The organism is Shewanella sp. LC6, from assembly GCF_006385735.2.
GTDB classification, from domain to species: domain Bacteria; phylum Pseudomonadota; class Gammaproteobacteria; order Enterobacterales; family Shewanellaceae; genus Shewanella; species Shewanella xiamenensis.
The window spans coordinates 2,973,685-2,999,258 of sequence record NZ_CP043902.1 but is presented as its reverse complement, the minus strand read 5'-3'; the positions used below and the strand labels follow the sequence as shown (position 1 = coordinate 2,999,258).

General features: G+C 45.3%; 19 protein-coding genes. 13 read left to right on the top strand and 6 right to left on the bottom strand.

Features of this window, described 5'->3' with window-relative positions; all coding sequences use genetic code 11:
- Window positions 1-47 precede the first annotated feature (47 nt).
- The gene (locus FJD32_RS13515; RefSeq protein WP_037425591.1) at window positions 48-2,276 is read right to left on the bottom strand and encodes a M3 family metallopeptidase; all 2,229 of its coding nucleotides are present in this window, start codon (window positions 2,274-2,276) and stop codon (window positions 48-50) included.
- Window positions 2,277-2,549: 273 nt separating this feature from the next.
- On the opposite strand from FJD32_RS13515, the gene FJD32_RS13510 reads away from it, so the two are divergent.
- The 5 genes from FJD32_RS13510 (at window position 2,550) to FJD32_RS13490 (ending at window position 11,799) form a co-directional block, all read left to right on the top strand.
- Window positions 2,550-4,148, top strand: a complete 1,599-nt coding sequence (locus FJD32_RS13510) for a dipeptidase (RefSeq protein ID WP_037425589.1) — start codon at window positions 2,550-2,552, stop codon at window positions 4,146-4,148.
- Between the two features lie 548 nt (window positions 4,149-4,696).
- Window positions 4,697-6,001, top strand: a complete 1,305-nt coding sequence (locus FJD32_RS13505) for an SIR2 family protein (protein ID WP_037425586.1) — start codon at window positions 4,697-4,699, stop codon at window positions 5,999-6,001.
- 405 nt (window positions 6,002-6,406) lie between these two features.
- Window positions 6,407-7,384: a hypothetical protein gene (locus tag FJD32_RS13500; protein ID WP_037431476.1), complete on the top strand. Its 978-nt coding sequence runs from the start codon at window positions 6,407-6,409 to the stop codon at window positions 7,382-7,384.
- A gap of 382 nt (window positions 7,385-7,766) precedes the next feature.
- Complete coding sequence (locus tag FJD32_RS13495) at window positions 7,767-8,228, top strand: Imm26 family immunity protein (RefSeq protein ID WP_037431474.1); 462 nt, start codon at window positions 7,767-7,769, stop codon at window positions 8,226-8,228.
- 1,477 nt (window positions 8,229-9,705) lie between these two features.
- A complete protein-coding gene (locus FJD32_RS13490; protein ID WP_088585726.1) occupies window positions 9,706-11,799 on the top strand; it encodes a TonB-dependent siderophore receptor in 2,094 nt (697 codons plus the stop codon).
- A 264-nt stretch (window positions 11,800-12,063) separates the two neighbouring features.
- Here the strand turns inward: FJD32_RS13490 and ggt are convergent, their stop codons facing one another.
- Window positions 12,064-13,803 (bottom strand): gamma-glutamyltransferase, encoded by a 1,740-nt coding sequence (ggt, locus tag FJD32_RS13485; RefSeq protein WP_037425373.1) that lies wholly within the window; start codon window positions 13,801-13,803, stop codon window positions 12,064-12,066.
- Window positions 13,804-13,912: 109 nt separating this feature from the next.
- Here ggt and FJD32_RS13480 point away from each other — a divergent pair, with 109 nt between their 5' ends.
- Window positions 13,913-15,181 (top strand): GNAT family N-acetyltransferase, encoded by a 1,269-nt coding sequence (locus FJD32_RS13480; RefSeq protein ID WP_037425369.1) that lies wholly within the window; start codon window positions 13,913-13,915, stop codon window positions 15,179-15,181.
- A gap of 108 nt (window positions 15,182-15,289) precedes the next feature.
- Here FJD32_RS13480 and FJD32_RS13475 read toward each other — a convergent pair whose 3' ends face one another.
- Complete coding sequence (locus FJD32_RS13475) at window positions 15,290-15,913, bottom strand: LysE family translocator (protein ID WP_037425366.1); 624 nt, start codon at window positions 15,911-15,913, stop codon at window positions 15,290-15,292.
- A gap of 274 nt (window positions 15,914-16,187) precedes the next feature.
- Between FJD32_RS13475 and FJD32_RS13470 the strand changes: the two genes are divergently transcribed.
- The gene (locus FJD32_RS13470) at window positions 16,188-17,219 is read left to right on the top strand and encodes an IS630 family transposase (RefSeq protein ID WP_037425363.1); all 1,032 of its coding nucleotides are present in this window, start codon (window positions 16,188-16,190) and stop codon (window positions 17,217-17,219) included.
- Window positions 17,220-17,434: 215 nt separating this feature from the next.
- Here FJD32_RS13470 and FJD32_RS13465 read toward each other — a convergent pair whose 3' ends face one another.
- On the bottom strand, window positions 17,435-17,863 hold the full coding sequence (locus FJD32_RS13465; protein WP_037425360.1) for a hypothetical protein: 429 nt from the start codon (window positions 17,861-17,863) through the stop codon (window positions 17,435-17,437).
- Window positions 17,864-18,220: 357 nt separating this feature from the next.
- Between FJD32_RS13465 and FJD32_RS13460 the strand changes: the two genes are divergently transcribed.
- From FJD32_RS13460 to FJD32_RS13440, 5 genes are all read left to right on the top strand, one after another.
- Entirely contained in the window at window positions 18,221-18,748 is a 528-nt protein-coding gene (locus FJD32_RS13460) for a YbhB/YbcL family Raf kinase inhibitor-like protein (RefSeq protein WP_239642726.1), read from the top strand.
- Between the two features lie 10 nt (window positions 18,749-18,758).
- On the top strand, window positions 18,759-19,919 hold the full coding sequence (locus FJD32_RS13455; protein ID WP_050991290.1) for an L-dopachrome tautomerase-related protein: 1,161 nt from the start codon (window positions 18,759-18,761) through the stop codon (window positions 19,917-19,919).
- Window positions 19,920-19,943: 24 nt separating this feature from the next.
- Window positions 19,944-20,405, top strand: coding sequence for a VOC family protein (locus FJD32_RS13450; RefSeq protein ID WP_037417625.1), 462 nt, complete (start codon window positions 19,944-19,946; stop codon window positions 20,403-20,405).
- Window positions 20,406-20,493: 88 nt separating this feature from the next.
- The gene (locus tag FJD32_RS13445) at window positions 20,494-21,405 is read left to right on the top strand and encodes a glycine betaine ABC transporter substrate-binding protein (RefSeq protein ID WP_088585725.1); all 912 of its coding nucleotides are present in this window, start codon (window positions 20,494-20,496) and stop codon (window positions 21,403-21,405) included.
- A complete protein-coding gene (locus tag FJD32_RS13440) occupies window positions 21,402-21,896 on the top strand; it encodes an Atu1372/SO_1960 family protein (RefSeq protein ID WP_037425353.1) in 495 nt (164 codons plus the stop codon). Before FJD32_RS13445 ends, FJD32_RS13440 begins: the two co-directional genes overlap by 4 nt.
- 94 nt (window positions 21,897-21,990) lie before the next feature.
- Here FJD32_RS13440 and hppD read toward each other — a convergent pair whose 3' ends face one another.
- Complete coding sequence (gene hppD / locus FJD32_RS13435) at window positions 21,991-23,031, bottom strand: 4-hydroxyphenylpyruvate dioxygenase (protein ID WP_088585724.1); 1,041 nt, start codon at window positions 23,029-23,031, stop codon at window positions 21,991-21,993.
- 115 nt (window positions 23,032-23,146) lie between these two features.
- Complete coding sequence (locus tag FJD32_RS13430) at window positions 23,147-24,307, bottom strand: homogentisate 1,2-dioxygenase (protein WP_037425347.1); 1,161 nt, start codon at window positions 24,305-24,307, stop codon at window positions 23,147-23,149.
- Between the two features lie 216 nt (window positions 24,308-24,523).
- Between FJD32_RS13430 and FJD32_RS13425 the strand changes: the two genes are divergently transcribed.
- Window positions 24,524-25,438, top strand: a complete 915-nt coding sequence (locus FJD32_RS13425; RefSeq protein ID WP_037417642.1) for a LysR family transcriptional regulator — start codon at window positions 24,524-24,526, stop codon at window positions 25,436-25,438.
- Window positions 25,439-25,574 lie beyond the last annotated feature (136 nt).

The following is a 25,574-nucleotide window of genomic DNA, read 5'->3' as shown; positions in this document are numbered from 1 at the left end:
GTTCATAAATACAATACCCGCATTGTTTTCACTGTGCGGGTGGTTGATTACTCAGCAAGTAAACCGCGGCTACGCAACAACGGTTCGATTCCTGCCTCTTTTCCACGAAATTTTTTATACATCAACATAGGGTCGTCACTGCCACCCTTAGACAAGATGTTGTTACGGAAGGCATCTGCGGTTGCTTTATCGAAAATGCCATTTTCTTTAAAGGCTTCGAAGGCATCGGCACCTAAAATATCCGACCAGAGGTAGCTGTAGTAACCGGCTGAATAACCGCCCGCGAAGATATGCGAGAAGTAAGTGCTGCGGTAACGTGGGCTGATCTCATTAATCAATCCCATGGCAGTTAAGGAGTCGGCCTCAAACTTGGCGGCATCCTTAGGCGAGGTATCGGTTAGGGTGTGCCAATCTAAATCGAGCTTTGTGGCGGCCATATATTCAACGGTCGCAAAGCCTTGGTTGAATTTGCTGGCGGCTTGGATTTTTTTCACCAGTTCCTGCGGGATCACTTCACCGGTTTTGTAGTGCTTAGCAAATTGCGCGAGCACTTCGGGCTGAGTCATCCAGTTTTCGTTGACCTGTGAAGGGAACTCCACATAGTCGCGAGGTACTGCCGTTCCGCCCTGTGAGCGATATTCAACATTGGATAACATGCCGTGCAGCGCATGGCCAAACTCATGGAACAGGGTGCTGGCTTCATCGAAGGTGAGCAACGCAGGTTCATTACCCGCTGGGCGAGGGTAGTTCAACACGTTGACTATAATGGGTTTAGAATCGACACCATTCATATGGTATTGCTTGCGGAACGAGTTCATCCAGGCGCCACCGCGTTTGCTATCACGGGTAAAATAGTCACCCATAAAGATGGCCATAAGCTTACCGTCTTTATCATACACTTCCCAGGTACGCACTTCGGGGTTGTATTTGGGTAAGTCGGTACGTTCTTTAAAGGTTAAACCATAGAGGCGATTGGCCGTGTAGAACACGCCTTTTAGGGTGCTGTCGAGGGAGAAGTAAGGACGAGTTTGCTGCTCGTTAAAGCTGTACTTCGCAACACGGATTTTGTCGGCATAGTAATCCCAATCCCAAGCTTGCAGCTTAAACTTGCCGCCTTGGCTGTCGATTAAGGCCTGCATATCTGCAACCTCAGCCTTGGCTTGGGCAAGGGCTGCTGGCCAAACTTTATTGAGTAAGCCGTAGACATTTTCAGGCGTCTTGGCGGTGCGATCTTCTAACACAAAATCCGCATGGGTTTTATAGCCCATGAGCTGCGCACGTTCGGCGCGCAGTGCGGCAATTTTTGCCAGAATGACTTTGTTATCATTGGCATTATTGTTATTACCACGCTCGATATAACCCTTATAGAGTTTTTCGCGTAGTTCGCGATTATCGGCATAAGTTAAAAATGGCGTGATAGACGGGCGTGACGTGGTAAATACCCATTTGCCTTCATGGCCACGTTTTTTCGCGGTTTCGGCGGCGGTGGCAACCACATCGGCCGGTAAACCTGATAAGTCAGCTTGCTTATCAATCACTAGCTCGAAGGCATTGGTTTCGGCTAACAGATTGTCACCAAAGGCTAAGTTAAGTTTGCCGATTTCTTCATTCAGGGCGCGCAGCTTGGTTTTATCCTGCTCGCTGAGGTTAGCACCGCCACGGGTAAATGATTTATAGGTGTCTTCCAGTAATTTGGCCTGAGCCGTGTTGAGCTTTAGGCTGTCTTTGCTGTTATAAACGGCTTTAACGCGTTGAAACAGCTTATCGTTCAATAAGATATCGTCTTCGGCCGACGATAACATTGGCGAGACTTCTTTGGAAATCGCTTGCAGCTCTGGAGTGGTATCCGCGCCAGTTAAGTTAAAGAAGACGTTGGATACGCGGGTCACGAGACCGCCCGAAAACTCCATCGCTTCAATGGTGTTGGCGAAGGTCGGCTTGTCTTTATTATCGACAATCGCTTGGATTTCTTCGTGTTGTTGAGCGATACCCGCCTTAAATGCTGGGAGGAAGTGCTCGGGCTTAATCTTATCGAAGGCCGGAATTTCCATAAAAGTATCATAGGGTTTAAAGAATGGGTTGCTGGCATTTTGGCTGATGATCTGTGCCGACATGGCATTCGGTGCGACTGCCGCCTGCGCCGCAGTATCGCTATGCTGCGCACTGCAACCGCTTAAGGCTAGGGCGAGCGTGATAGCGCTAAAGGTCAGTGTGATTGCGTGTGGTTTGAGTGTTCGCGCGTTAAGGGCCTGTGATTTTAGGCTTAGTCCCTTCATGTCAATTCCCCGTTAGGTGATTATTATTCTGTCGGATTAATGGTGTTAACAACCATTAAGCTTATTTTAAGCTGACTGTTTAGCATGTATTCGCCTAAGGGTTCCATCGATTTTGTGTTTTGTTTGTAACAAATGGTTAGCCTGCGGTTTTTAACGGAAGAACTATGGCAAACTGAGCCGCGCACTAAAGCAATATTCGGCAAAGGATAAAGCCATTGCTTGGGTGCGTTTTTATGTAAGTCCCTCATCATACAAATAATAAATAGGACCTCTATGGAATTGCTTCGGTTTAACTGTACGAGTCTCTGTCGTCGTTTTTCTTATTCCCTATTAGTCGCTGCGCTGTGGACATCGCAAGCAGCAGCGTCATCCACTAGCCTTAGCCAAGATGCGCTTAAGGTGGCCGATTATGCGGTGACCACCTATGACACGCAGATGGTTAAGAGTCTGGCGCATTTAATCAGTTTTAATACCCAAGCGGTTGAGGGGCAAACACCCGATACCAACCCCGCTTTTATTGGTTTTAAGTCGAGTTTAAAAAGCTTGAGCCAAGAACTCGGGCTCGATTATGCCGACCACGGTTATGTTGTATTGATTGGCCTCGATGCCAATGTTGTCGATGCCCAACGCTCACAGGTTGAGAAATTAGGAATCGTTACCCACGGCGATGTGCAACCCGCCAATCCCGCGCTCTGGGCCAAGAGCCCCTATGTGCTGGATACCGAGTCTGAACCTGGCAAGCTGATAGGTCGCGGCACTGAAGATGATAAAGGCGCGATTGTCACCGCCATGTATGCGATGAAGGCCATCAAAGATAAACAACTCGAACGGGAAAAACGCATTGAGCTGTTGGTGTATTTAGCCGAAGAGTCCGATTGGGATCCACTAAAAGCCTTTTTAGCCCATTACACCCTAGCGCAGATAAATATCACTATAGATGCCGAGTATCCAGTCGTCACCGCCGAAAAGGGTTGGAGTAAGATTGGCTTTACTGTGCCGAATATCGAGTCAACGCAGGAGCAGGGCGCGGCAACGAATGTTCCGAGCCTAACTGCATTTTCCGGCGGCTATTTTGCTAGCCAAGTGCCACAGCAAGCCGAGGCGCAAATTCATGCCATCACCCCAAGCTTGTTTGAACAATTACAGGCGAGCGCCGCAAAGCAGCAGGGGATGAAGTATCGATTCGAGCGTACTTGCGAGCAGGCCGTGTGCGACTTGCATATTTTTGCCGACGGTAAGGCGGCCCATTCCTCAACACCAGAAGATGGGGTGAATGCCGTGACGCATTTGGCCTCGCTACTTCAGCCATACACTTGGCCTAAAACCACTGCGGCTTTGACGGTCGCCGCCATGAATGAGTTAGTAGGGGTGGGGATTTATGCCGAGCAGTTTGGCGAACTGGCCTATAAAGATGATTTTATGGGCGCTTTAACGCTGGCCCCCACTGTTGTTGCGCAAACGAGTAAAGGGACGGAAGTCACCATTAATTTACGTCGCCCAGTGGGCAAAACGCCTGAGTTACTCTCAGCCCAAGCCAAGGACGCGCTGAACAAATGGCAAGCTGAGCATCAAGTGACACTCATCGACGTGGAAAGTTATTGGGGCGAGCCTATGGTGATGAAGGATGCACCGCATCAGCAGACTTTACTCGATGTATTTGCTCACTTTACTGGCATAGCATCACCCAAACCCGTGGCCATTGGCGGCTCAACCAACAGTAAATTATTCCCCAACGCTTTAAGTTTTGGCCCCGCCATGCCGGGCGTGGAATACACTGGCCACACCGAGAAAGAATTTATTACCCATAAACAGTTTATGCTGAATCTGAAAATGTACACCGCCGCTTTTATTGAGTTAACCGCCGCAAAATAGTGTGCTTTTTAATGGGCTTGATTAATTAAAGCGATGGGTAAAATACAACATAGGGTGAAAGGCGCTGATTTCACGCCAAAACTCATCGGTTTATAAGATAATGGCGGCTAATCCAAAATAGCCGCCATTGCATTGAATCGTTAAAACAAGATAACAACTGTTCATCTGGCGAAAAGCTTTTGCCCCAAAACGAGTTAACAAGTTTTCGGTGGAACAATAATGAACGACTTTCTGGCCTAGTAATATTCATCGTTATATCCCGTGTGATGTAATTCACTACTAACCATCAAAAAACGGGATAAGTATACCGTTGTATTCAAATTATAAGGATTGTGAACGATTTTCATCCTGCATTTGTGCGTGCTTTCTAATTTTTAAATAAATATCTTTAAAATTAATCGCTTATACTTACCAGTTCATAGATAATATGTTTTAAAAACGCGCATGTGCGTTTTTCTAGGTGGTGTATTTGAAGCAAAGCCGATAACTTCGCTGCAATACAATCAGTTAACCATGTGCAGTAATGTTATACCAATAAGGGGTGAAGGTTGAGCGAGTATTTCGAAATCGCGTATGCAGCGACATCAAGTAGATTGTGCTTATTCACTGGAACGGGATTTTCGAAATCTGTATCAGATAACCAAGCCCCTAGCTGGCAAGGACTTTTGGAGTCACTGTGTGAACTTCTTGCAAATGGAAATGATTTAAAGGCCAGCCTATTTCCAAAAGACGGTAAAAATACACTCGGATTAGAGGAGGCGGCTCAGGTTATTTCTATTGAACTGCAAAAAGTAGGTAAGAGCATCCACGAAGAAATTGCAAAGGAAATCAGTTCCATAAAGTTGATGGGGAACAATGCATCAATAGAAGATTTTCTATCAAAATGCTCTTGTCGTGTTGTTACAACCAACTATGACAAGCTTGTCGAAGAGCTAGTAGGATTTGAAGCATGTCACTCCTTGACGCCTGGCCTGCCGATTCCTAGATCGTCAGCCAGGGTCAAAGTCTATCATGTTCATGGGTCGATAGACTCTCCAGAAAATATGGTTGTTACGTCAGATGACTACTTTAAGTTTATTCATAGCGAATCGTATTTTTCGAGGAAACTAAGCACGGTGTTACATGAAAATACCGTGGTTATCTTGGGCTACTCTCTTGGAGATGCAAATCTAAAATCAATAATCAGTGATTATAAAGGGTTTTCTAAAAACCACGTTATAGGCTCGAATATATTTTTGGTGTCGCGATCAAAAGTCGATCAACCGGTTAAGGATTACTATGCGCACTGTTACGGTATTCGAGTGATTGATGAAACAGAGTGCCATGATTTTTTTAAAAAGCTAAATTCGGAAATCCCGAATGCAGAAAAGTGTGCAGAATCATCAGTAGCAAATATTAAAAAAGTGGTTTTTAATAATCATCAATTCACGAAAGGTTTTTTAAGTATTGAAAATGCATTTTACGAAATCGTATCTTCGATTGCGGCTGTCGGCGTAAGTATAAATGATAAAAAAGTGGTTAAAGCACTTGGTCAAATTATTGAATTCAAAACGGATTTGACGAATGGGTATAATGCGTGGGAGCAGTATGAACATATGGCGCGATGGTTAATATATATTGCGAGCATATTGGAGATCAGAGGAACATCAATAGAAAAGGTGTTCTTAGACGCTACTCTCAGATCTATGAACTCTATGCGTAAAGAGCTTTACATAGGTTATTCATGGCACGCTTATAACTCTTGGAATCAGCGCTGGCCGGGAATTATTGCATCAAATAGGGTTTTAATTAGAGATTATATCGTGGAGAACACCACATGGCCTGACGCTTTGCAGGTTGTAAATAGAAATTAGGTATAACAATTCGTTGCAGCCGGACAACTTTTCCGCTGTGCAACAAAGTTGCCTCAGAGTGCGGCGTTAATCCATTGAAATCTTAATCCGGAACCAACTGATTAGACTAAAAAACTAACGTGCTATTGTCCCTTAGCTTTTTACGTACATATTGCAAAATGGGTAGTTAAAATTGGCATTGGGGCACCAGTGACCGTTGGCGACATGGATGTCGCCGTCGAGCCTATAGGGATATATTCACGGCGAGTCACTGGGGAAACAATGACAATACTCCATAAATAGATATAAAGATCAATTGCTTCTGTCCCATAGTGAGTCAAGTAATAAAAGTGGACACCCAGCCTTAATAGCGCGGTAGTAAACCTCCGACTATGCTTTGGTTAAGCATTAAACAAGGAGGTTTGTATGCCGCGCCCTCGTAGAACTCAGATAAGTCTTGAAGACACTCCCTATTACCATTGCTGTAGCCGCGTTGTTCGGCGGGCTTTTTTATGTGGCGATGATAGTTACTCGGGTAAAAACTATGACCATCGCCGTGCTTGGGTGGAGTCATTATTATTTGAACTTGAAGCGGTTTTTGCTATTGATGTGGCAGCGTTTGCGGTGATGTCGAATCATCTGCATTTGGTGCTGCGGGTGGATATCGACAGTGCCAATCGTTGGACTGACCGCGAAGTGCTTGAGCAATGGCATAAGTTGTTTAAAGGCGATGAATTAACGCACAAATTCGCTAAAGGTGAGTTGGTTGAAGCGCATGAGGTGAACAGATTAAAGCATTCAATCGCTCTTTATCGCAGCCGTTTGTGTGATATTTCATGGTTTATGCGCTGCTTAAATGAACCGATTGCAAGGCAAGCAAATCAAGAAGATAACTGCACAGGTCGTTTCTGGGAAGGTCGGTTTAAATCCCAAGCATTACTCGATGAAGCCGCAGTATTAGCCTGCATGACTTACGTTGATTTAAATCCGATTAGAGCACAACTCGCTGATACACCTGAACAATCCGACCATACCAGTATTCAACTACGTATTCGGGCTGCATTAAAAGGTGAGCAGCCGAGCAATCTCCTGCCTTTTATTGGCAACGAGTGCGACAACCAACCCAATGGCATTGCGTTTGCCTTAACCGATTACCTTCAATTGGTGGATGATACCGGCCGAATCATTCGCAATGATAAACGTGGAAGCATCAGTGAAAGTAGCGCCAAGATACTGAACAGATTAAATATTCCCCATGACAATTGGCTCAAGCTGACAACCGAGTTTGGCAAACTATTTCACGGGCCAGTGGGCACGCTGCAAGAACTGAGCGATTACTGCGAACATCTCGAAAAGCGACGACGGCACTTTGCGGCAAGCTGCCAGCACTTGCGCTGCAACTGACAACGACTTATATAACTTCGAAAGTAACCCTTGCTGAGTATCCCCTAAGAACTGGGATGATTTATCTCGTCTGAAATGCCCGATTTTTTAAGGGATTAGCGCAATTTATTGCCTCAGATGCTGTCCCTATAACTTTTGATGGTTCTTTTTTAACAATGTTAACTTTTACAAGTTGTAGGCAAACTGAAAGTGCATTATGTTGTTGATTTAAAATGGGTGGCTTGATTTATCTTGGCTTGATTTATCGTTATGTTGTTGATTTAAAATGGGTGGCTTGATTTATCGTTTGATTTATCGTTAATAAAATCAGGCCGATCAGCCCAAGCAATCCAAAGATAGATGAGTACATGGATGCTGCTCGCCTTTACTTGGGAGGTAAATAATGAAGTCTATACCATATCGTGAGGGATCTTTGTTTGCGGTTCCTCTTCGAAATAATGGGTTTGCAGTAGGCGTTGTTGCGCGCATGGCAAAAAAAGGAAAAATTATCCTTGCTTATTTCTTTGGTAAGAAATTTGAAACGATTCCTTCGTTTACAGAAATTTCGATAATGCGGTCAACTGATGCGATTAAATGTCTTCGAATTGGTGACTTAGGGTTGATTAATGGCGAGTGGCTGATTCTGGGAGATATGCCTTCATGGTCGCATAAAGATTGGCCGGTGCCAACTTTTATAAGACAGGATGAGCTTACTGGGCGAGCTTGGCGCGTTATCTATTCTGATGCTGATCCAAGCAAGCTAGATAAGGAGGAATCAATCCCATATGACACAAAAGGCCTCGAAGAATCAGATCTTTATGGTTATGGTGCAGTCGAGTTGGTAATGACTAAGTTGCTAGGATAGAAATGGAGTCTTAGAAGATATCGTGTTTTATGTTTTTGGCACCTTGGCTGCATTTCCGCTGTATTTATTTGCTGGAAAAAACTTAAGCTAAAACGATTTGGTTTATATACGGTTTTATCTTCTTTTCAAATAGTTATTTTGATTGCTTTTAAGTATATATTGATGAATAGCCTAGTATAGAGTAATAGACAACAAAGCCCACGAGTGTGGGTTTTGTTTTCTCTGGAGTCAGGTAGCCAGTCCATGCTCAGTCTGTTTGCTGATTTCCTGCGCCTTCTCATGCTCTGCCTTCTGTTAGGCAAGGTATTTACTGGCCTGGGAGATAGAGTGGACATTCAAAATAGAGTTGTATATTCGCCCCAATCTATAGAGGGCTCTTTCTTGCCTGAAACTAGGCAATTTTGCCAGCGCTCAGGGCAGTCGTGACAGGTAGAAGTGGGCAGTCTTTAACAGCAATGTGCGCAACTTGGTGCAGCGCCGCCATTAAAATTGGTACTGGCACAATTGATCGCTTCTGCTGTCTATGAGTGATCGCTTCTACTGTTTTGAGCTGCTCAGTCTGCTGTGAGTTTTGACCAAATGAGTTTTTGGAGATCATTCGCTTAAGTTCATGCAACGAAAATGGATGACTTGTTTATCGGGTTTAATACTAACGTTCAATAATCGCCTTACAAATATTAATCCAAAACCAATTAATTAGAGTAAAAAATCTAACGCGCTTTTAGCCCAAAGGGAATCAGTTTCTTCTTTAAGATTAACATCCGAAATGACAGTTGAAACCAACACAAATTCAACTGTCTCTTGAAGAGTTCTTCTGGCGAAACAACTCATTGCGATAATATTTTCGCTCTAAATTAACTGTTGGAATAAATCCTGATCAGTTAACTGTATTAACTAGAGCTTGTGACTATTCCAGGGGGATGCTCGGGGTTGTAATATCAGCTTTTAGCACTAAGACAATCAAGAAAATAACGCCTAATAACGGGAATAATCCCAGTATCGCGCCTAGCATCCCTGTGAGCTTAGGATGTGTCGTTTTTTTGCGACCGAGTGAATAACTCAATATGCCGAAAAACATCATGCTAGCGAAGAGCAACAGCAAAATCAGCAAGAACATTGACACAATAAATTCCTTTTTAATTCATATGTTAGAGCTGGATAATATAGAGTGAGTGAATGCTAAGTCAATCTTATTCATAAGGATTGAACGCATGGCGGTAAGCAATAGGTGAGTTTCATCTATTGCTGAGTGAATCCTAAAGGCCCGTAAAACAGAGAGTATCGAATAAGATCTTGATGGCGATCTAGCTAGCCATGCTACATAAACCAACATTGAGGCCCGCCTTCAGCATGTGATGTTCCCAGCATTTTACGAATTTCAGAGTGTAAATGTAATGAGAATTGTTATCAATTGTGTGTATTGATAATTATTTTCAATTAAAATGCATCTCTCAAACAACAATGATGGGGAATCATGATGCAAAAAACGCTGTTAGCTACACTCATTGCGAGTTTTTTATTCGCACCAAGCACCTACGCAAGTGAAGACAAGTCCGCGACTAATATTGAGGTCATTAGTATCAAGGGAAGTCGTTTAGATAAGGCCGCAACGGCAACAGGGTTACCTTTAACTCTGCGGGAAACGCCACAATCCGTTACCATTATCGATCAAGAGTTTATTCAAAGTTTCTCACTTAATAGTGTTGCGGACTTAATGTTTTTAACCCCTGGCATTTATGCTCAAAAAGCTGAGACCAACCGCTATTTCTTTAGCTCTCGCGGTAATCCCATTACTAATTTCCAGTTTGATGGTGTGCCCGTTAACTATTCGAGTTTCTTTAATGACGCCTCAACTGACACTATATTATTTGACCGCGTAGAAGTGGTCCGTGGAGCAACGGGACTCTTAACAGGAGCGGGCGAACCATCGGCGGCAATTAACCTTATCCGCAAACGTCCTAAAGCGACACCTGGCGGCTATGTCAGCGCAAAAGTCGGTTCATGGGATAGCTACCGCGTTGAAGGCGATGCCTCTGTTGATGTGACGGACAGTGGTGCTGTGCAGGCTCGTTTTGCCGCTGCCTATGAGAAATCAGATAGTTATATTGACCTTGCCAAAGATGAAAATCTCCAAGTTTATGGCGTGATCACGGCAAAACTCAGTGACAGTACCTTATTTACCCTAGGTGCTGATTACAGTGACCGTGATCCAAAAGGCTCAACTTGGGGTGGTCTTCCTCTATTTTATGCTGATGGCAGTTTGGCCAATGATCTACCTCGCTCGACCACAACCGCAGCCTCTTGGTCGAGTTGGCAACGTAATGGCGCGAATGTTTTTGCCACGCTTGAACATGATTTTGATAATAATTGGGACCTTAAATTTGACGTCGAACATCGTGAAGATGAGATGGACGGACACTTGCTTTATCTTTATGGCGCGCCGGATAAAACGACAGGGTTAGGAATGGGGGCATCGGCGATGATCTATCAATCGACCCGTAAACAAGATGCTGCGCGACTATTTGCTTCAGGGCCATTTGAGCTCTTTGGCCGCGAGCATAAATTGACTGCGGGTTTATTGTATTCTAAGCAAGACACAACCGCAGATTCCTATTACCCATTGAATAGCATAAGTATTGGTAACTTTTTCGAATGGGATGGCTCAGTTGCCGAACCTAATTATCCGTCGACGCCAATCTATCAAGAAGGTGAGGATATTCAAAAAGGGGCCTATCTCGCGACCCAAATTAATTTACATGATCAATGGATGTTGTTACTGGGTGGCCGCATTAGCCAATATAAGTTTGAATCAAACGCGGCGGCTGACTACAACAATAGCGATGTTTTTACGCCCTACGCGGGCCTTATATACAACCTGAACGATAGCATCTCGATTTACACCAGTTATACCGAAATTTTCCAGCCACAGGATGCAAAAGACGCGAACAATAAGCGCTTAGATCCCATGACCGGAAATAATATAGAACTGGGTGCGAAAGGGGATTTCTTCGATGAGAAACTGACCGCCAGTATTGCCGTATTTAAAGTGCAAAAGGAAAATGTGGCAGAACGTGACCCAAATTATCCCACACCTCTACCAGATGGTAGCTATCCAATGCGTGGAGTGGACGGAACCAGTAACCAAGGTTATGAAGTTGAGTTAAACGGTAGACCAGTAGAAGATTGGGATCTGTTTTTCAGCTATACCCATAGTACATCGGAAGATCAAGACGGGGCAGCCTTTAGCACTCATCTACCGAAGGATCTGATTCGTTTATCCTCGCTTTATCACTTTGATGGTGCACTCGCGGATTTAACCGTTGGCGGTAACTTAAGCTGGCAGAGTAAAATTTACAAAGATGACGCAGGTCCCAATGGCGAGCGTTCCGAGCAAGATAGCTATTATCTAGTCAATCTGATGACAAGCTATCAACTGACAGACGATGCTAAAGTTCAACTAAATATCAATAACTTATTTGATAAAAAATATTACTCCAGCATTGATTTTTACAACCAAGGTTTCTTCGGTGAACCACGGAATATTGAGTTAAACCTAAGCTATAACTTTTAAATAATCATTCCTGTAAGTTAGAGCTGTAAATGCCGTGTCTATTACGACACGGCATTCACATCACTAAGTGATAGGAGATTAGCGAAAGTAAAGCCTGACATTTGCTAGTAATAATCTGCTTTTGTCGTTTGCTTGACTCTTGCTGAGAGTCATTATCGCGGCTTAGCTTGAATGCTCAATATCCAGCAGCTTTGCGCTTAGCCTTATCGCTCCAATCCATGGCTTCCTTGCCTTTTTACATATCACTTGTATGCCAATCAGCGATTAGTAACCGACGGCTTCGCTACCTGAATGACGGGGATCGGTGGCGCCAAATATCCCTTGGTCTGTCACCATAATGGATTGAGTGCTACCCATGGCCGATTGCACACTCACCTTATGGCCTTTGGCTTCGAGTAATGAAATGGTATCGCGGTTCAGGCTGGTCTCGACCCGCAGTTCATCGGGGAGCCATTGGTGATGTACCCGCGCAGCATTGCTGGCTTCGGCAATGTTTAAGCCGTGGTCAATTACGTTCATAATGATTTGCAGCGTGGTGGTAATGATGCGTGAACCGCCTGGGCTGCCCGTTACTAAGAAGGGTTTGCCGTCTTTCATCACTATGGTGGGGCTCATTGAACTTAATGGACGCTTGTTACCTTCTACCGCGTTGGCATCGCCACCGACTAAGCCATAACCGTTAGGGGTGCCTGGTTTTGCGGAAAAATCATCCATTTCGTTATTGAGTAAAATCCCCGTGCCTTTGGCGACTAAGCCCGAGCCGTAGCTGAAGTTTAAGGTATAAGTGTTGGACACCGCATTACCCCATTTATCGACCACCGAGAAGTGCGTGGTTTGGTCACTCTCATAGGGCGCTAGATTACCGGGTTTGATTTCTTCGCTTGGCGTTGTTTTGTTCAGGGCAATTTGGCTGGCAATTTTTTGGGCGTAGTCCTTATCCGTTAGTTGCTTGACGGGCACTTTATAAAAATCGGGATCGCCTAAGTATTCGCTGCGATCGGCGTAGGCATGCTTCATGATTTCAGCCATCACATGGATAGTTTGCGCCGTATTGTGACCGAATTTATCGATAGGGAATTGCTGCAACACATTAAGCATTTCAATAATATGCACACCACCTGAAGATGGCGGTGGCATCGAAACCACCTCATATCCTCGGTATTGACCACGAACGGGTTCACGCTCAACAGCTTTGTAGTGTTTTAGATCTTCTAAGGTCATGATACCGCCAGCTTCTTGCACGGCCTTAACCAGCTTTTCTGCGGTTTCACCTTCGTAGAACCCTTTGGTGCCTTTCTCGGCGATGAGTTGCAGGGAGTGGGCGAGTTCTGGCTGCTTTAAAATATCATCCACTTGGAAGTCGCTACCGTCGGCCTTATAGAAGATGGCTGCCGTGCTTGGCCATTGACTCATGCGGCGCTTTAAGCCTGCAAGGGATACAGCCAAATCTGGGCTAACGCTAATCCCTTCTTGTGCCATTTTGATGGCGGGCGCAGTGACCTGTGCCATGGTCATAGTGCCATATTTTTCAAGGGCTAAACTCATGCCCATTACGGTGCCAGGTACACCGACAGCAAGGCCATGTTCACGGCTTAATTTAGTCACCGCATCGCCATTCTCATCGAGGAAAATGTCTTTTTTCGCCTTTGATGGCGCCATTTCCCGATAATCGATAGCGATAGTTTTATTTTCTTTGGCCAGATGAACGAGCATAAAGCCACCGCCGCCAATATTGCCAGCACGGGGTAAGGTAACCGCTAAACTGAATGCCACCGCCACCGCAGCATCGACGGCATTACCGCCTTGTTTCAAGATTTCAACCCCTGTGCGACTGGCCAAGGTTTCTTGGCTGGCGACCATGCCATGTTTTGCCCATACGGGTTGTGCCGTGGCCATTTGGCTGAAAATCGAAGGCTCTTCAGCATGGAGAGTGGGCGAAGACAATAAAGGCAGTGCCATGGCGATGGCGAGAATTAGAGGTCTAAAAGGTACTGCGCGGTGCATATTCAATCCTGAATTTATTTTCATTATGACTATGCAATGTGCCGAGTATTAGGCTTAATTGCAACCTTGGATCTTGGCTTAGTGTGTTTAACGGATAAGAATTCAACTCATGAGACAACTGATTTTGGCCTTTGCCAGCGCGGTGCAGAGTATTGACGCCGATAATTGGGATAGCTTGATGGGGAGGGATAATCCCTTTGTCCGACATGCCTATTTACTGAGCTTAGAGGAGAGTTTGTCTGCCTGCGCCGCCACGGGGTGGCGTCCACATCATCTGTGTGTTTTCGACGCCACCGGCAGTGAATTTGCACAAGAATTAGCGCCTGATACTGTAATCATTAGTCCAAAAGATGCCGCAGATTTTATGACTTTACCGCTGCTAGCATTGATGCCGCTTTATCAAAAATCCCACTCCTATGGCGAATATGTGTTTGATTGGGCGTGGGCGCAGGCCTATGAGCGTCATGGCCTTGAATATTATCCTAAATTATTAAATGCCATACCGTTTACCCCAGTGCAAGGGCGGCGGATGGGGCTGTCGCCTACGCTTTTGGCAGAGGAGGCGCAGCAGCTAAGTCTTGCCGTATTGTCTTGTTTAAATGGGCAATTAGCGAATGCGGATACGCCTATGTCCTCTTGGCATAGTTTATTTGTCTCGTCTTCGCAGCAAGCACTATTTACTGAGGCATCGAATTACACCGCCCTTCGGCGTCTAAGCACTCAGTTTCATTGGCATAACCGTGGCTATAAAGATTTTGCAACCTTTTTAGCGGCGCTCACTTCCCGTAAGCGCAAAAATATCCTTAAGGAGCGCGCCCAATTACAGCCCTATGGTTTGCAATATGAGTTTGTTGCGGGAGCGGAGATTAGCAGTCAGCAATGGCAGCATTTTATTGAATGTTATCAACTAACCTACCTTAAACGATCCGGCCATCGCGGCTACTTAACCCCGACATTTTTTTACATGATCGCCGAGCGTTTGGCCGAACAGATTGTGCTGTTGGTGGTAAGTGATGCAAAAGGGCAGATGATTGCGGGCGCGCTGTATTTTACGGGCCGCAACGAGCAAGGGCAGACGTGCCTGTTTGGCCGTTACTGGGGCAGTATTGTCGAGCTTGAGGGATTGCACTTTGAGGCCTGTTATTATCAGGGCATCGAATATTGCATCGCCCATAACATTGGTCTATTTGATGCAGGCGCGCAGGGCGAACATAAAGTACTGCGAGGGTTCGAGCCTGTGGCGCTCTATTCCTACCACAATATTGCCCATCCTGAATTTAAGCGGGCGATTGCGCATTTTACCGATGAGGAAGCTGCGCAAATGGAAGTGTATATGCAGCAGATGCGTGAGGTATTGCCCTATAAAAAAGGCCAATAGCCACCATAAACGTAAAACATCGCGTCAACAAATCCGTTGGCGCGACGCGAATGATGCTATACAAAAAGTGATGTGCTAAGCACATATGACTCAAGACGGCATGTTTGATTAGCTCATCGCTAACCAGATCCCAACACCAATCATTAGGCTGCCGGCGATACGATTTAGCCAACGAATGTTATCGCCGCGACTTAAAAAGATCCGCAAACTTTTGCCACCACTAGCGTAGGCCAACATAGAAGTAAACTCTGTCACCATAATAATACTCAGTAGAGCAAGGAGTTGCGGCGCGACTTCGCGCTCGGCATTAATAAAGGGCGGCAGGAGCGACACCATAAACGCCCAACCCTTAGGGTTGGCAATGGCGGTAATAAAGCCCTGTGAAATTAAGGTAAAGTTACTGGCTCTTGGATTAGTGTCATCATCGCTGAGCATCGCCATCTTGCCTCGAGCACGCCACATCTGCACACCGATATAGCCTAAGTAAATGCCGCCCACCCATTTAAATATCTGAAAAACCTCAGGGTAGTTAAGCATAATGCTGGCCACGCCCATGACTGCCGCCGTAGCGACCAAGGCAACTCCCATAAGCTCGCCGAGCATCATCCACAGGGTGCGGCGCACACCAATGCTCATCCCGAGTGTCATGGCGAGTGTCATACACATACCCGGGGTGATAGAAACAAAAAAGAACGTCGGAATAAAAACAGCGAGTAAGGCAAAGTCTGGCATGGTCTAAGCGGTCTATATGAAATTAACTGGAACGCTAGTGTAATGAAAATGCTTAAGTTAGCCAACGTAGACAGGATGATGTTTCTTTTTCTATGGCTGAATGGGGTTACTTACCGCTAACTCTCTGTTTCGAATGAGGGAGGAGTAAGCCATCAGGATGATTACCAAGAGCTAAATAGCTGTTCCAAATAGTAGATCAAAGGAAGGGAACTCAGTCCTGTTTGAGCGATCTGATCTATCGCCAAACAAACCCACCACTCGCCGAGGACTGAGAATGGCCATCTTACCACCACTTTGTCGCGCAGAGCGCAAACAACTACAGAAATTGATCCATAAAACCAAGGATAAACACTTCGCTCGACGCCTTATCGCTATGCTGATGCTGCATCAAGGGCTGTCGATTACTGACGTTCATCATGCTACTGGTGCAGCACGCTCCAGTATTGGTCGTTGGTTAGGCTGGTATACCGAAAGCGGCGTTGATGGGCTTAAATCTCTGCCGCTGGGACGGCCGGCAAGCTTGCCCATAGACCCCATATTGCTCTGTCTATCTTTGCTTATTCAGCTATGCCCACAGGACTCTGGTTACCAACGTAGCCGCTGGAGCAGTGAACTGCTTGCCATGGTGATTAATGCACAGCTTAAGCTCAACATCGCTGCATCCACCGTCCGCCGATTACTACCTAAAGCAGGAATGGTCTGGCGCCGCTCGGCTCCGACATTGCGTATCAAAGACCCACACAAAGAGGAGAAAATGGCCGCGATAAATCAGGCACTTGAGCAGTGTTGCGTCGAGCATCCGGTTTTCTATGAAGATGAAGTAGACATCGACTTGAACCCAAAAATCGGGGCAGATTGGATGCCAAAAGGACAACAAAAACGCGTTGTCACCCCAGGCAACAACCGTAAGCATTACATAGCTGGAGCCCTGCATGCCAGCACCGGAAAAGTGCTTTATGTAAGCAGCGATAGCAAAGCGTCAGAGCTGTTTATTGCCATGTTGGAGAAGCTTAAGCGTCATTACCGCAAAGCCAAAACCATCACGCTCATCCTGGACAATTACATTATTCATAAGAGCCGTAAGACCGTAGCTTGGCTCAAGCATAATCCCAAATTCAGATTACTATTTCAGCCGGTATACTCGCCGTGGGTCAACAAGATAGAACGCTTATGGCTCGCACTGCATGAAACGGTAACCCGCAATCACGCTTGCAGGAACATACGGGAACTGCTTGGCATGGTATGGCATTTTATGGGAACCGTTTCCCCATTTCCTGGCAGTGGGCATGGCACGGCGAAAATGTAGCAGTATTCGGATCAGCTATTTAGTAGTCCAATTTACGAAAAGAACGGTTATGGCTTGTTTAAATAGGATTTCCTGTAAACAAGTCTCTTGTAATCGTATCGTTTAAAGATGAGCAGGCTATGCTCGCGTTTTTACATGTGATTAACCGTGAACCCAATTAGGCTGATATTGAAATAAGACTTTTAAAACAGTGCTTTTAAAATAATCAATTATGTTTAAATGAGCAATTGTGTAACTTCAGGTTCGCATTCGGTATCAATTAAATATACGCATTCTTGGCTAACAATATAATAACTGTATAACTGAGTGTAAATGTGTTTGCCTAGCTCACCATAACAATCAAGCCGGGTATTTTTTACCGACTTCCATATCGGCCATGGCAACCTAAAATATTCACTGCTTTTTGCGCTGATGTTTAGGTCTTCATCTAACGGAAAGGTAATATTACGATTACCAACATGACTCAAATAAGTCTGATAGCTTGATTCATCAACTACCTGTAATCCCGCAATGGTATCGAAATGGATTGTCATGGTCACAGAGTCTTGCTGCCAACTAAGTGTTAATGAAAGATTATCTAGTTGGCAATGAACTAGTGGATAGGGCTTTAGCGGAGTATTAAGTGGAAACCAAGGCTGATACATGGATTTTTCCTCATTTTTTGAATAGAAAGCAGCTGAATAGAAAGCAGCCTAAGCATTAAAGGTCATATTAAGTGTCATTGCAGTTTTATGGCCGCGAGATACGGTAAATTATGTTGATGTGATTTAGTGATTAATTTGCAGCATAACTTATTCAATTAAAAAATACCTTAAGAGATTATCTAATAATTTTTGAAACTAATATCAATAAAGCGTGACTTATCAAACTAAGAACTCAGGTTATGCTTGTTCACAATTCTATTTCTATAGTGAGTGAATACGATGATACAAGGATTTTCTACTGCTTATTTGTTTCAATTGTCTCTTATAACCAGTGCTATGTTATTAAGTCCGGCAAGCATGAGTGCGCAAGATGAGCCCATTAAAACGACTTCATTAGATAGCGCTACAACGTTTAGCTTGCAGAGTAATTTAACACCTAATGCCTCTATTCCGGCCGATTATTATTGGAATCAATTTGGTTGTTCGGGTGCCAATCTGGCTCCAAAGTTAACCTGGGAACACGCCCCAAAAGGTACTCAAAGTTTTGCGGTCACTTTTTATGATAAAGATGCCCCCACTGGTAGTGGTTTCTGGCATCGAGTAGTTTACAACATTCCATCACAAATCAATCAATTGGAAGGTGGGGTAAATGGAGGAACATTACCCGCTGAGGCGATTGAGGCCAATACGGATTTAGGTAAGCCAGGATTTTTTGGCCCTTGCCCACCTAAGGGACGTGAACACCGATATGTATGGACAGTGCATGCCTTGGATGTTGCGAAGTTACCGATTGACGCCAATGCTAGTCCCGCCTTAGTGGGTTTTTATCTATGGCAACATCGCCTAGCTGAAGCAAACTTGACTGTATTAGCGGGTTCAAAATAGGAGCAAGCTTATGAAATTTAATTCTTATCACCCCCTCATCGCTTCGCTCGTCATGTTAACAGGCCAAGCATTTATCTCACCTAACCTGATGGCTCAGCAAGCGGCAATACCACAGGCGCAACCTGAGGTTTATGCCACGCTTGATGGTGCTGTTGGCGGCATTAGTTTTACCTCAACCGATAGGCTTATCTTTAGTTATCACCCTTTTTATCAACCTAAAGTCAAGGTGGGTGAATTGTTGGCAGATGGCAAAGTAAACCCATTTCCTAATTCAGATTGGCAACAATGTCATGATCCTCAAGGAAAACCGAAAGATCCTAATACTTGTTTAAATTGGGTTTTAGGTTTGCGAACCGACGATCGGGACCGAGTATGGTTGCTCGATTCTGGCCAAGCTGAACCCAGAATTGAGCCTAAGTTGGTGGCATGGGATACCCGTAAAAATCAATTAGACCGGATTATTCCGTTGCCATTCCCTGTGTCTATTCCTGAATCGCAGCACAATGACTTTGTTATTTCAAACCGTCATCAAGCGATTGTGATTGCTGATGAAGGTATTGCAACGGGTCCTGTTGGTGATAAGGCTGCCTTAGTTGTCGTGGATTTAACCACGGGTAAGAGTCGGCGTGTATTACAGGGGGATACTAGCGTGATGCCTGATCTGAAGCGACCGCTGATTATTGATAGTACCAGTGCCAATCCAAAGCGTATTGACGTGTTTGTTGGCGCCGATGGTATTGCCTTAGACAATGCCCAACATTGGCTTTATTTTGCGCCGATGAATAAGGACAAAGTCTATCGTGTCGCGATGGCAGATCTACTTAACCCGGATCTCAGCCCGAAGGCGCTGTCCGCCAAGGTTGAAGAATACGCGGATAAGCCAAATAACGGCGGGTTAAGCATTGATTCAGTAGATAATCTTTATCTAACCGATGTGGGTGAGCGCGCTATCGGCATTATCCCTGCCACGGGTCGCCAATATCAAACCTATGTGCATGACGAGCGCATGGTGTGGCCTGATGGTGTGAGCTTTGGCAAAGAGGGCTACCTGTATACTGGCGCTGCCCAACTGCCGCTGTCCGCTGCATTAAACAATGGCAAAGCAGAAAATCGTCCACCTTATTATATCTTCCGCTTTAAGCCATTAGCTGCCGGCGTTCCGGGTAACTAACTGTTAAAACCAGGAGTAAATCACATGAATATTGTTGGATTAGACCACTTTACGATCCGTACCCCGATATTGGCTGAAACGGTTCAGTTTTATCAAGTCATCCTTGGCTTAACGCAAGGTTGGCGGCCACGGTTTGGTTTTCCTGGTCATTGGCTTTATGCGCAAGAGAAACCTATTTTGCATTTAGTGGAAGTTGGCAGTCGAGCGTTAGATGCTTATTTGGGCGAGAGCAGTGCACTGTTTGGTTCGGGTCGGGTTGATCACCTTTCTTTTCGGGGGACGAATTTGGCCCAAATGCAGCAGCATCTATGCCGACAACAATGCCCATTTAGGGAGCGAATTGTCCCAGAGATTGGAGAGCATCAATTATTTATTGAAGATCCCAATGGCATTACGGTGGAAATGATTTTTCCCTATGCAAGAGATAACGCCATCGTGGGTGTCGCGATGGAAAGACTGGCAATTTTGCCTGAGGGATCAGCCTAAATGTCGCAAGGCGATCTCGCACGATAGCACAATTGATAACCGTGGGCGTGTTGCCTCATCTAGCTTGTTTTCCCTTGGAGCGATAGCAATGAACTTAATCGATGATCTTCAACAAAAACAATTATGTAATGACCAACATGCCCATCATCACACAATGCCAATTCGTTTAGGTGTAACGGATTTAAGCTTTCATCGGGTAACGGCGGCAGTTGTTGCCCAAGTAATGCGACGGATGGGCAAACAAGTTGAGCTAAGTTATGCCCTGCATGAGGCCAATTTTAATCGGCTCAAGCTTGGGCAGATAGATTTGCTTTGCTCGGCTTGGTTACCTCACAGTCATGGCGTGTATCGGCAGGAGGTTGAGACTCAAGCCGCAACGCGTGAATTAGGGCTACATTATGAGCCTTACGCACTTTGGGGTATACCAGATTATGTGCCTGAAGATGCGGTTTCACGTATTGAAGACTTGCTTAAACCTGAGGTAAAACAACGGATGCGGCCGATTATTCAAGGTATTGGTGAGGGGGCTGGTATCACCCGTTTTTCTAAAAATATCATGGCGCAATATGGATTAACTGCGGCAGGTTATCAGTTTAGAACGGGTACTCAGGCCGATTGTGTGGCGGCATTTGAATCGGCAGTGTCAGTACGGGACTGGGTCATTGTGCCATTGTGGCATCCGCAATTTTTACACCATCAATATGGTATTCGTGATCTTCAGGACTCAAAAGGGTTACTCGGGGGAAAAGATAAAGCGGTTTTGCTGGCCCGTGAACGCGAGTTAGTGATTAATTTCTCGCCGGCGCAAATTCAAGTACTTGATAGCATAGTGTTATCGAATCAAATTGTTGCAGAACTCGATTATGCGGTTAATCGACAAGGAATGACGGAAGATGAGGCCGCTGCGAACTGGCTGGAAGCCAATCCTTCGCATTTGACGACGTGGTTAGCTCCGCTGCTTAATCCTACTAATACCTCTTCTTCGGAGATGACATTATGATGAACACTCCCGAATCGCGGTTAGTGGCTGCTGGGCTTGAATTACCTGAAGTTGCAGCGGCGCTTGGAAATTACGAACCTTATTCAATTGTTGGTAGCCAATTAATGACTTCGGGTCAGTTTCCCTATTTACAGGGAAAGCTTAAGTATCAAGGACAATTGGGCGCAGATCATACTGTTGGTGAAGGTTACGCGGCCTGTCGTCTTGCTACCCTAAATGCCATAGCGCAATTGAAACAGGCTTGTGGTGAGCTGTCGCGAATAAAACAAATTTACCGCTTAGAAGGGGTGCTAAATGTTCATCAATCTTGCTTTGAACATCCTAAAGCACTCGATGGCGCTTCGGATTTATTGCTCGAGATTTTCGGCGAAGCTGGGCGCCACAGCCGAATGATTTGGACTAACCCCGTCATGCCGTTAAACAGTTTATGTTTGGTCTATTTATTTGCCGAGTTACATGAGGATTCTCAACTCGCGCAGCAGACGGCATAAACCTAACCCATGTTTGCGGTTAAAAAGCTTAGCGATAAAAATGCCGCTCGCAGTAAAGCGAGCGGCATCATTCAATCTATCTCACTCACTGTTGTTACAGTACGCCGCGGCGCATTTGATCGCGCTCAATCGATTGGAACAGGGCAGTAAAGTTACCTTCACCAAAACCTAAGTTGTTCTTACGTTGAATGATTTCGATAAAGATTGGGCCGAACAGGTTCTTAGTGAAGATCTGCAATAAATAGCCTGATTCGTCACCGTCCACCAGAATTTGGTGATGCTTGATACGTTCACGGTTTTCGGTCACTTGCGGGACTTTATCGAAAATGGTGTCGTAATATTCGGGAATAATATCTAAGCATTGAATCGAGCTACCTTCCATTGCATCCAGAGATTTAACGATATCGCGGCTTCTAAAGGCTAAGTGTTGTACACCTGGACCATTGTATTCCTTCAGGTATTCATCGATTTGGTTCTTATCGTTGCCTTTACCTTCGTTAATCGGAATACAGAAACTGCCATCGGGTGAACGCAGGGCGTAGGACACCAGTGCGGTTTGTACGCCGCTGATGTCGAAGTAACGTACTTCAGTAAACCCAAAGATGTTTTTGTAGAAGTTCGCCCAATGCTCCATGGTGCCTTTATAGACGTTATTGGTTAAGTGATCGACTTCGATAAAGCCTTTCTCTTGGGTGATGACTTGCTCGCTTAAGTCTTCAAAGTCAGTGGCATAGATATTGTTGTCGGCACCGAAGGTGTCGATAAAATAAATTAAGCTATCGCCAATACCATAAATTGCAGGATAGGGCAGATCCTTGGCCGAATCGGCTACGGCTTTGGCGCCGCGCTCTACCGCCACACGGTGAGCAAAGCTTGCATCTTCCACACGCCAGCCCATAGAGCAAATTGCAGGACCGTGGGATTTGGCAAATTCTGCCGAAAACCCTTCGCGCTCGTTGTTAAGCAGGAAGTTAATATCATTTTGTTTGTAGTACAAAATGTCTTTATTCTTGGCTTTTTTCAGCAGTGAAAAACCAAAGTCGATAAACACTTTGTGCATAAAATCGCTGTCGGGGCTGGCGAATTCGGTAAATTCGATACCGAGTAGGCCCAATGGATTAAGTTCGCTTGCCATGATCTGTTCCTCTTGATTAATTCAACACGCAGTCACTCTTTTTGCCTTGTTTGCGGTGGTGACTTACGGCTAGTTGCTTAGTTAATAAACCTTTCACTAGTTCTGCCGAGCAGATTTAGTTTTCTAGCCAGGAGCGGTTGTAGTCTTTACTCATGCAATTTTGCACATGTTCGGTTAATTTCAGTGGGGCGAAGGTGTCCACCATCACTGCATATTCATAGGTTTCTTTTTTGCCAATAGAGGCTTCGGTGCGGCCGGGCTGCGGGCCGTGCGCTACGCCTTTTTGGTGTAGAGTAATGTAGCCAGCTTCAATCCCGGTGCGGCTCATAAAGTCGCCATCGACGTAGTACAGTACTTCGTCACTATCGATGTTGTTGTGGTAGTAAGGCGCGGGGATGGCACGCTCATGGAAGTCATAGGGGCGCGGCACAAAGTTACATACCACAAAGTTGTGGGCGGTAAACACTAAGTGATCTGACGGCGGCAAGTGAATTTTGCCAACTTTAGGCGCGTATTCGGTGATGTTAAATGCCCAGGGGTAAACACAACCGTCCCAACCTACAAGGTCAAAGGGATGCCATTCTAGCGTTGTAAGCTGGTACTTATCGCCAAATTTACACACCAGCGGGAAGGCGCCGCGTTCAACTACGGCAGCTTGCAATACTGGCGTGCGTAGATCGCGCTCACAGTAGGGCGCTGATTCAAGTAACTGGCCGTATTCATTACGGAAATGCTTAGGCACTTCCACCATTGAAAAGGCTTCAATCACGAATAAACGTACATTGTTGTAATCGTTAAATTTGAGCTGATGCGTAGTGCCGCGTGGGATCACTAAGTAGTCCCATTTTTTAATCTCTAGGGTGCCATATTCACTGTAGAGCGTGCCTTCACCTTCGTGTACAAACACTACTTCATCGGCGTAGGCATTACGGTAAAACTCCGGCGTGTCTTGGGTGACTTTTGCGGTGTAAAGTGCCACATCATTGTTATAAAAGATTTTGTTGCGGGCGCTAAAGAAGTTGCCTTCACGATCGGCTGTGCGCGAATCCAGTTTATAGTTTTGGACTAATGAATCTTCCCATTGGGCACCGTGACCGAGGTGGTAGGGCGCGACTTCCAATGCCTTCGTCGGCATATTGTGGTGATATTTATTCGAGTAAATATTGGAAAAACCATGGGTTGAAAACAGCTCCTCACGGTATAGCTCGCCGTTTTCCTTCTCAAATGCGATATGGCGCTTATGGGGTACTTGGCCTTGTTTCACATAAAATGGCATGGTGGATCCTTGAGTTTTATGCGCTGTGAGCTGTGCCTACAGCGCTTATTGTTATGTTGCAAGTTGCATTACTGTGATCTTCTTATCAATTTAGTTGCTTAGATGAACAAAAAAAAGAATAATAAATCTGTCATCTCAATCTAAAAAATAGATGGTATTAACTACTTTACGCTTCGTAGCGATTGCGTGACATTTTTATTCGGCTAAGGAGTCCCCATGCGCATCGATATTGATGCTTTTAATGTGCTGCAAGTGCTGGTGGAAGAGGGTAGTTTTGCTAAGGCTGCCGAGCGTTTGCATAAGGCGCAATCGGCGGTGAGCTATCAGGTTAAAAAGCTAGAGGAACATTTAGGTGTGCAGCTTTTTAGCCGTGACCAATACCGAGCAGAGTTGACAAGTGAAGGGCGGGTGATCTTGGCTGAAGGTCAAAGATTGCTGCAACACCTTGCCAATATTGAACATCTAGCCAGTCGTTTTAGTGAAGGTTGGGAGCCAAAACTTGAGTTAGTGATCGATGGCGCCTTGCCGATGGAGCCGATTATGACGGCGCTGAAACGAATGGCTGAGCATCAAATCCCGACAAAAATTCAGCTTAATATGGAGTTTTTGGGCGGTGTGCAGCATAGATTCGAACGTGATAATGCGGATCTGATGTTGGTTAAAGACTACCGCACCGGCCCCTATTATCACCCACAGCCGCTGCCAGCGATTACTAGCGTACTGGTGACTAGCGCGTCACATCCGTTGGCGCAATTAAACAAAATCAGTTTATCCGAGTTACAGCAGCACGTTGAGTTGACTATCGAAGATTCCTCTCCCAATAAAACCTATCGAGATGAGCTGCAATTCGGCGGCGATAAAGTGTTTTATCTTTCTGGTTTTATTATGAAAAAGAATGCGTTATTAAAAGGACTCGGCTTTGGCTGGCTGCCAGACTTTTTAGTGCAAGAGGAACTTTTGAGCGGTGAGTTGGTGGAGGTCGACTTTGTCGGTGGCAGTCGTTATACCTTTATCCCCCAATTAGTGTCGACCCTTGAGCGGCCCCTAGGGCGTGCGGGTAAGCTATTTACGGAGTTGATTTTAGAGGAATTTGCTAAAGCAGAGCAGTTTAATGGCGTTGGATTAGGATAAACCTCATATTACGAAATGATTTGAAACAACGAGAACAATAAAAATAATCGCCTTTTGACATTTTATGTCATAAAGTAACTCACAGAAGTGGGCGATGTGGATGTAGTACGCCCAGTCAATAAGGACCGACAGAATA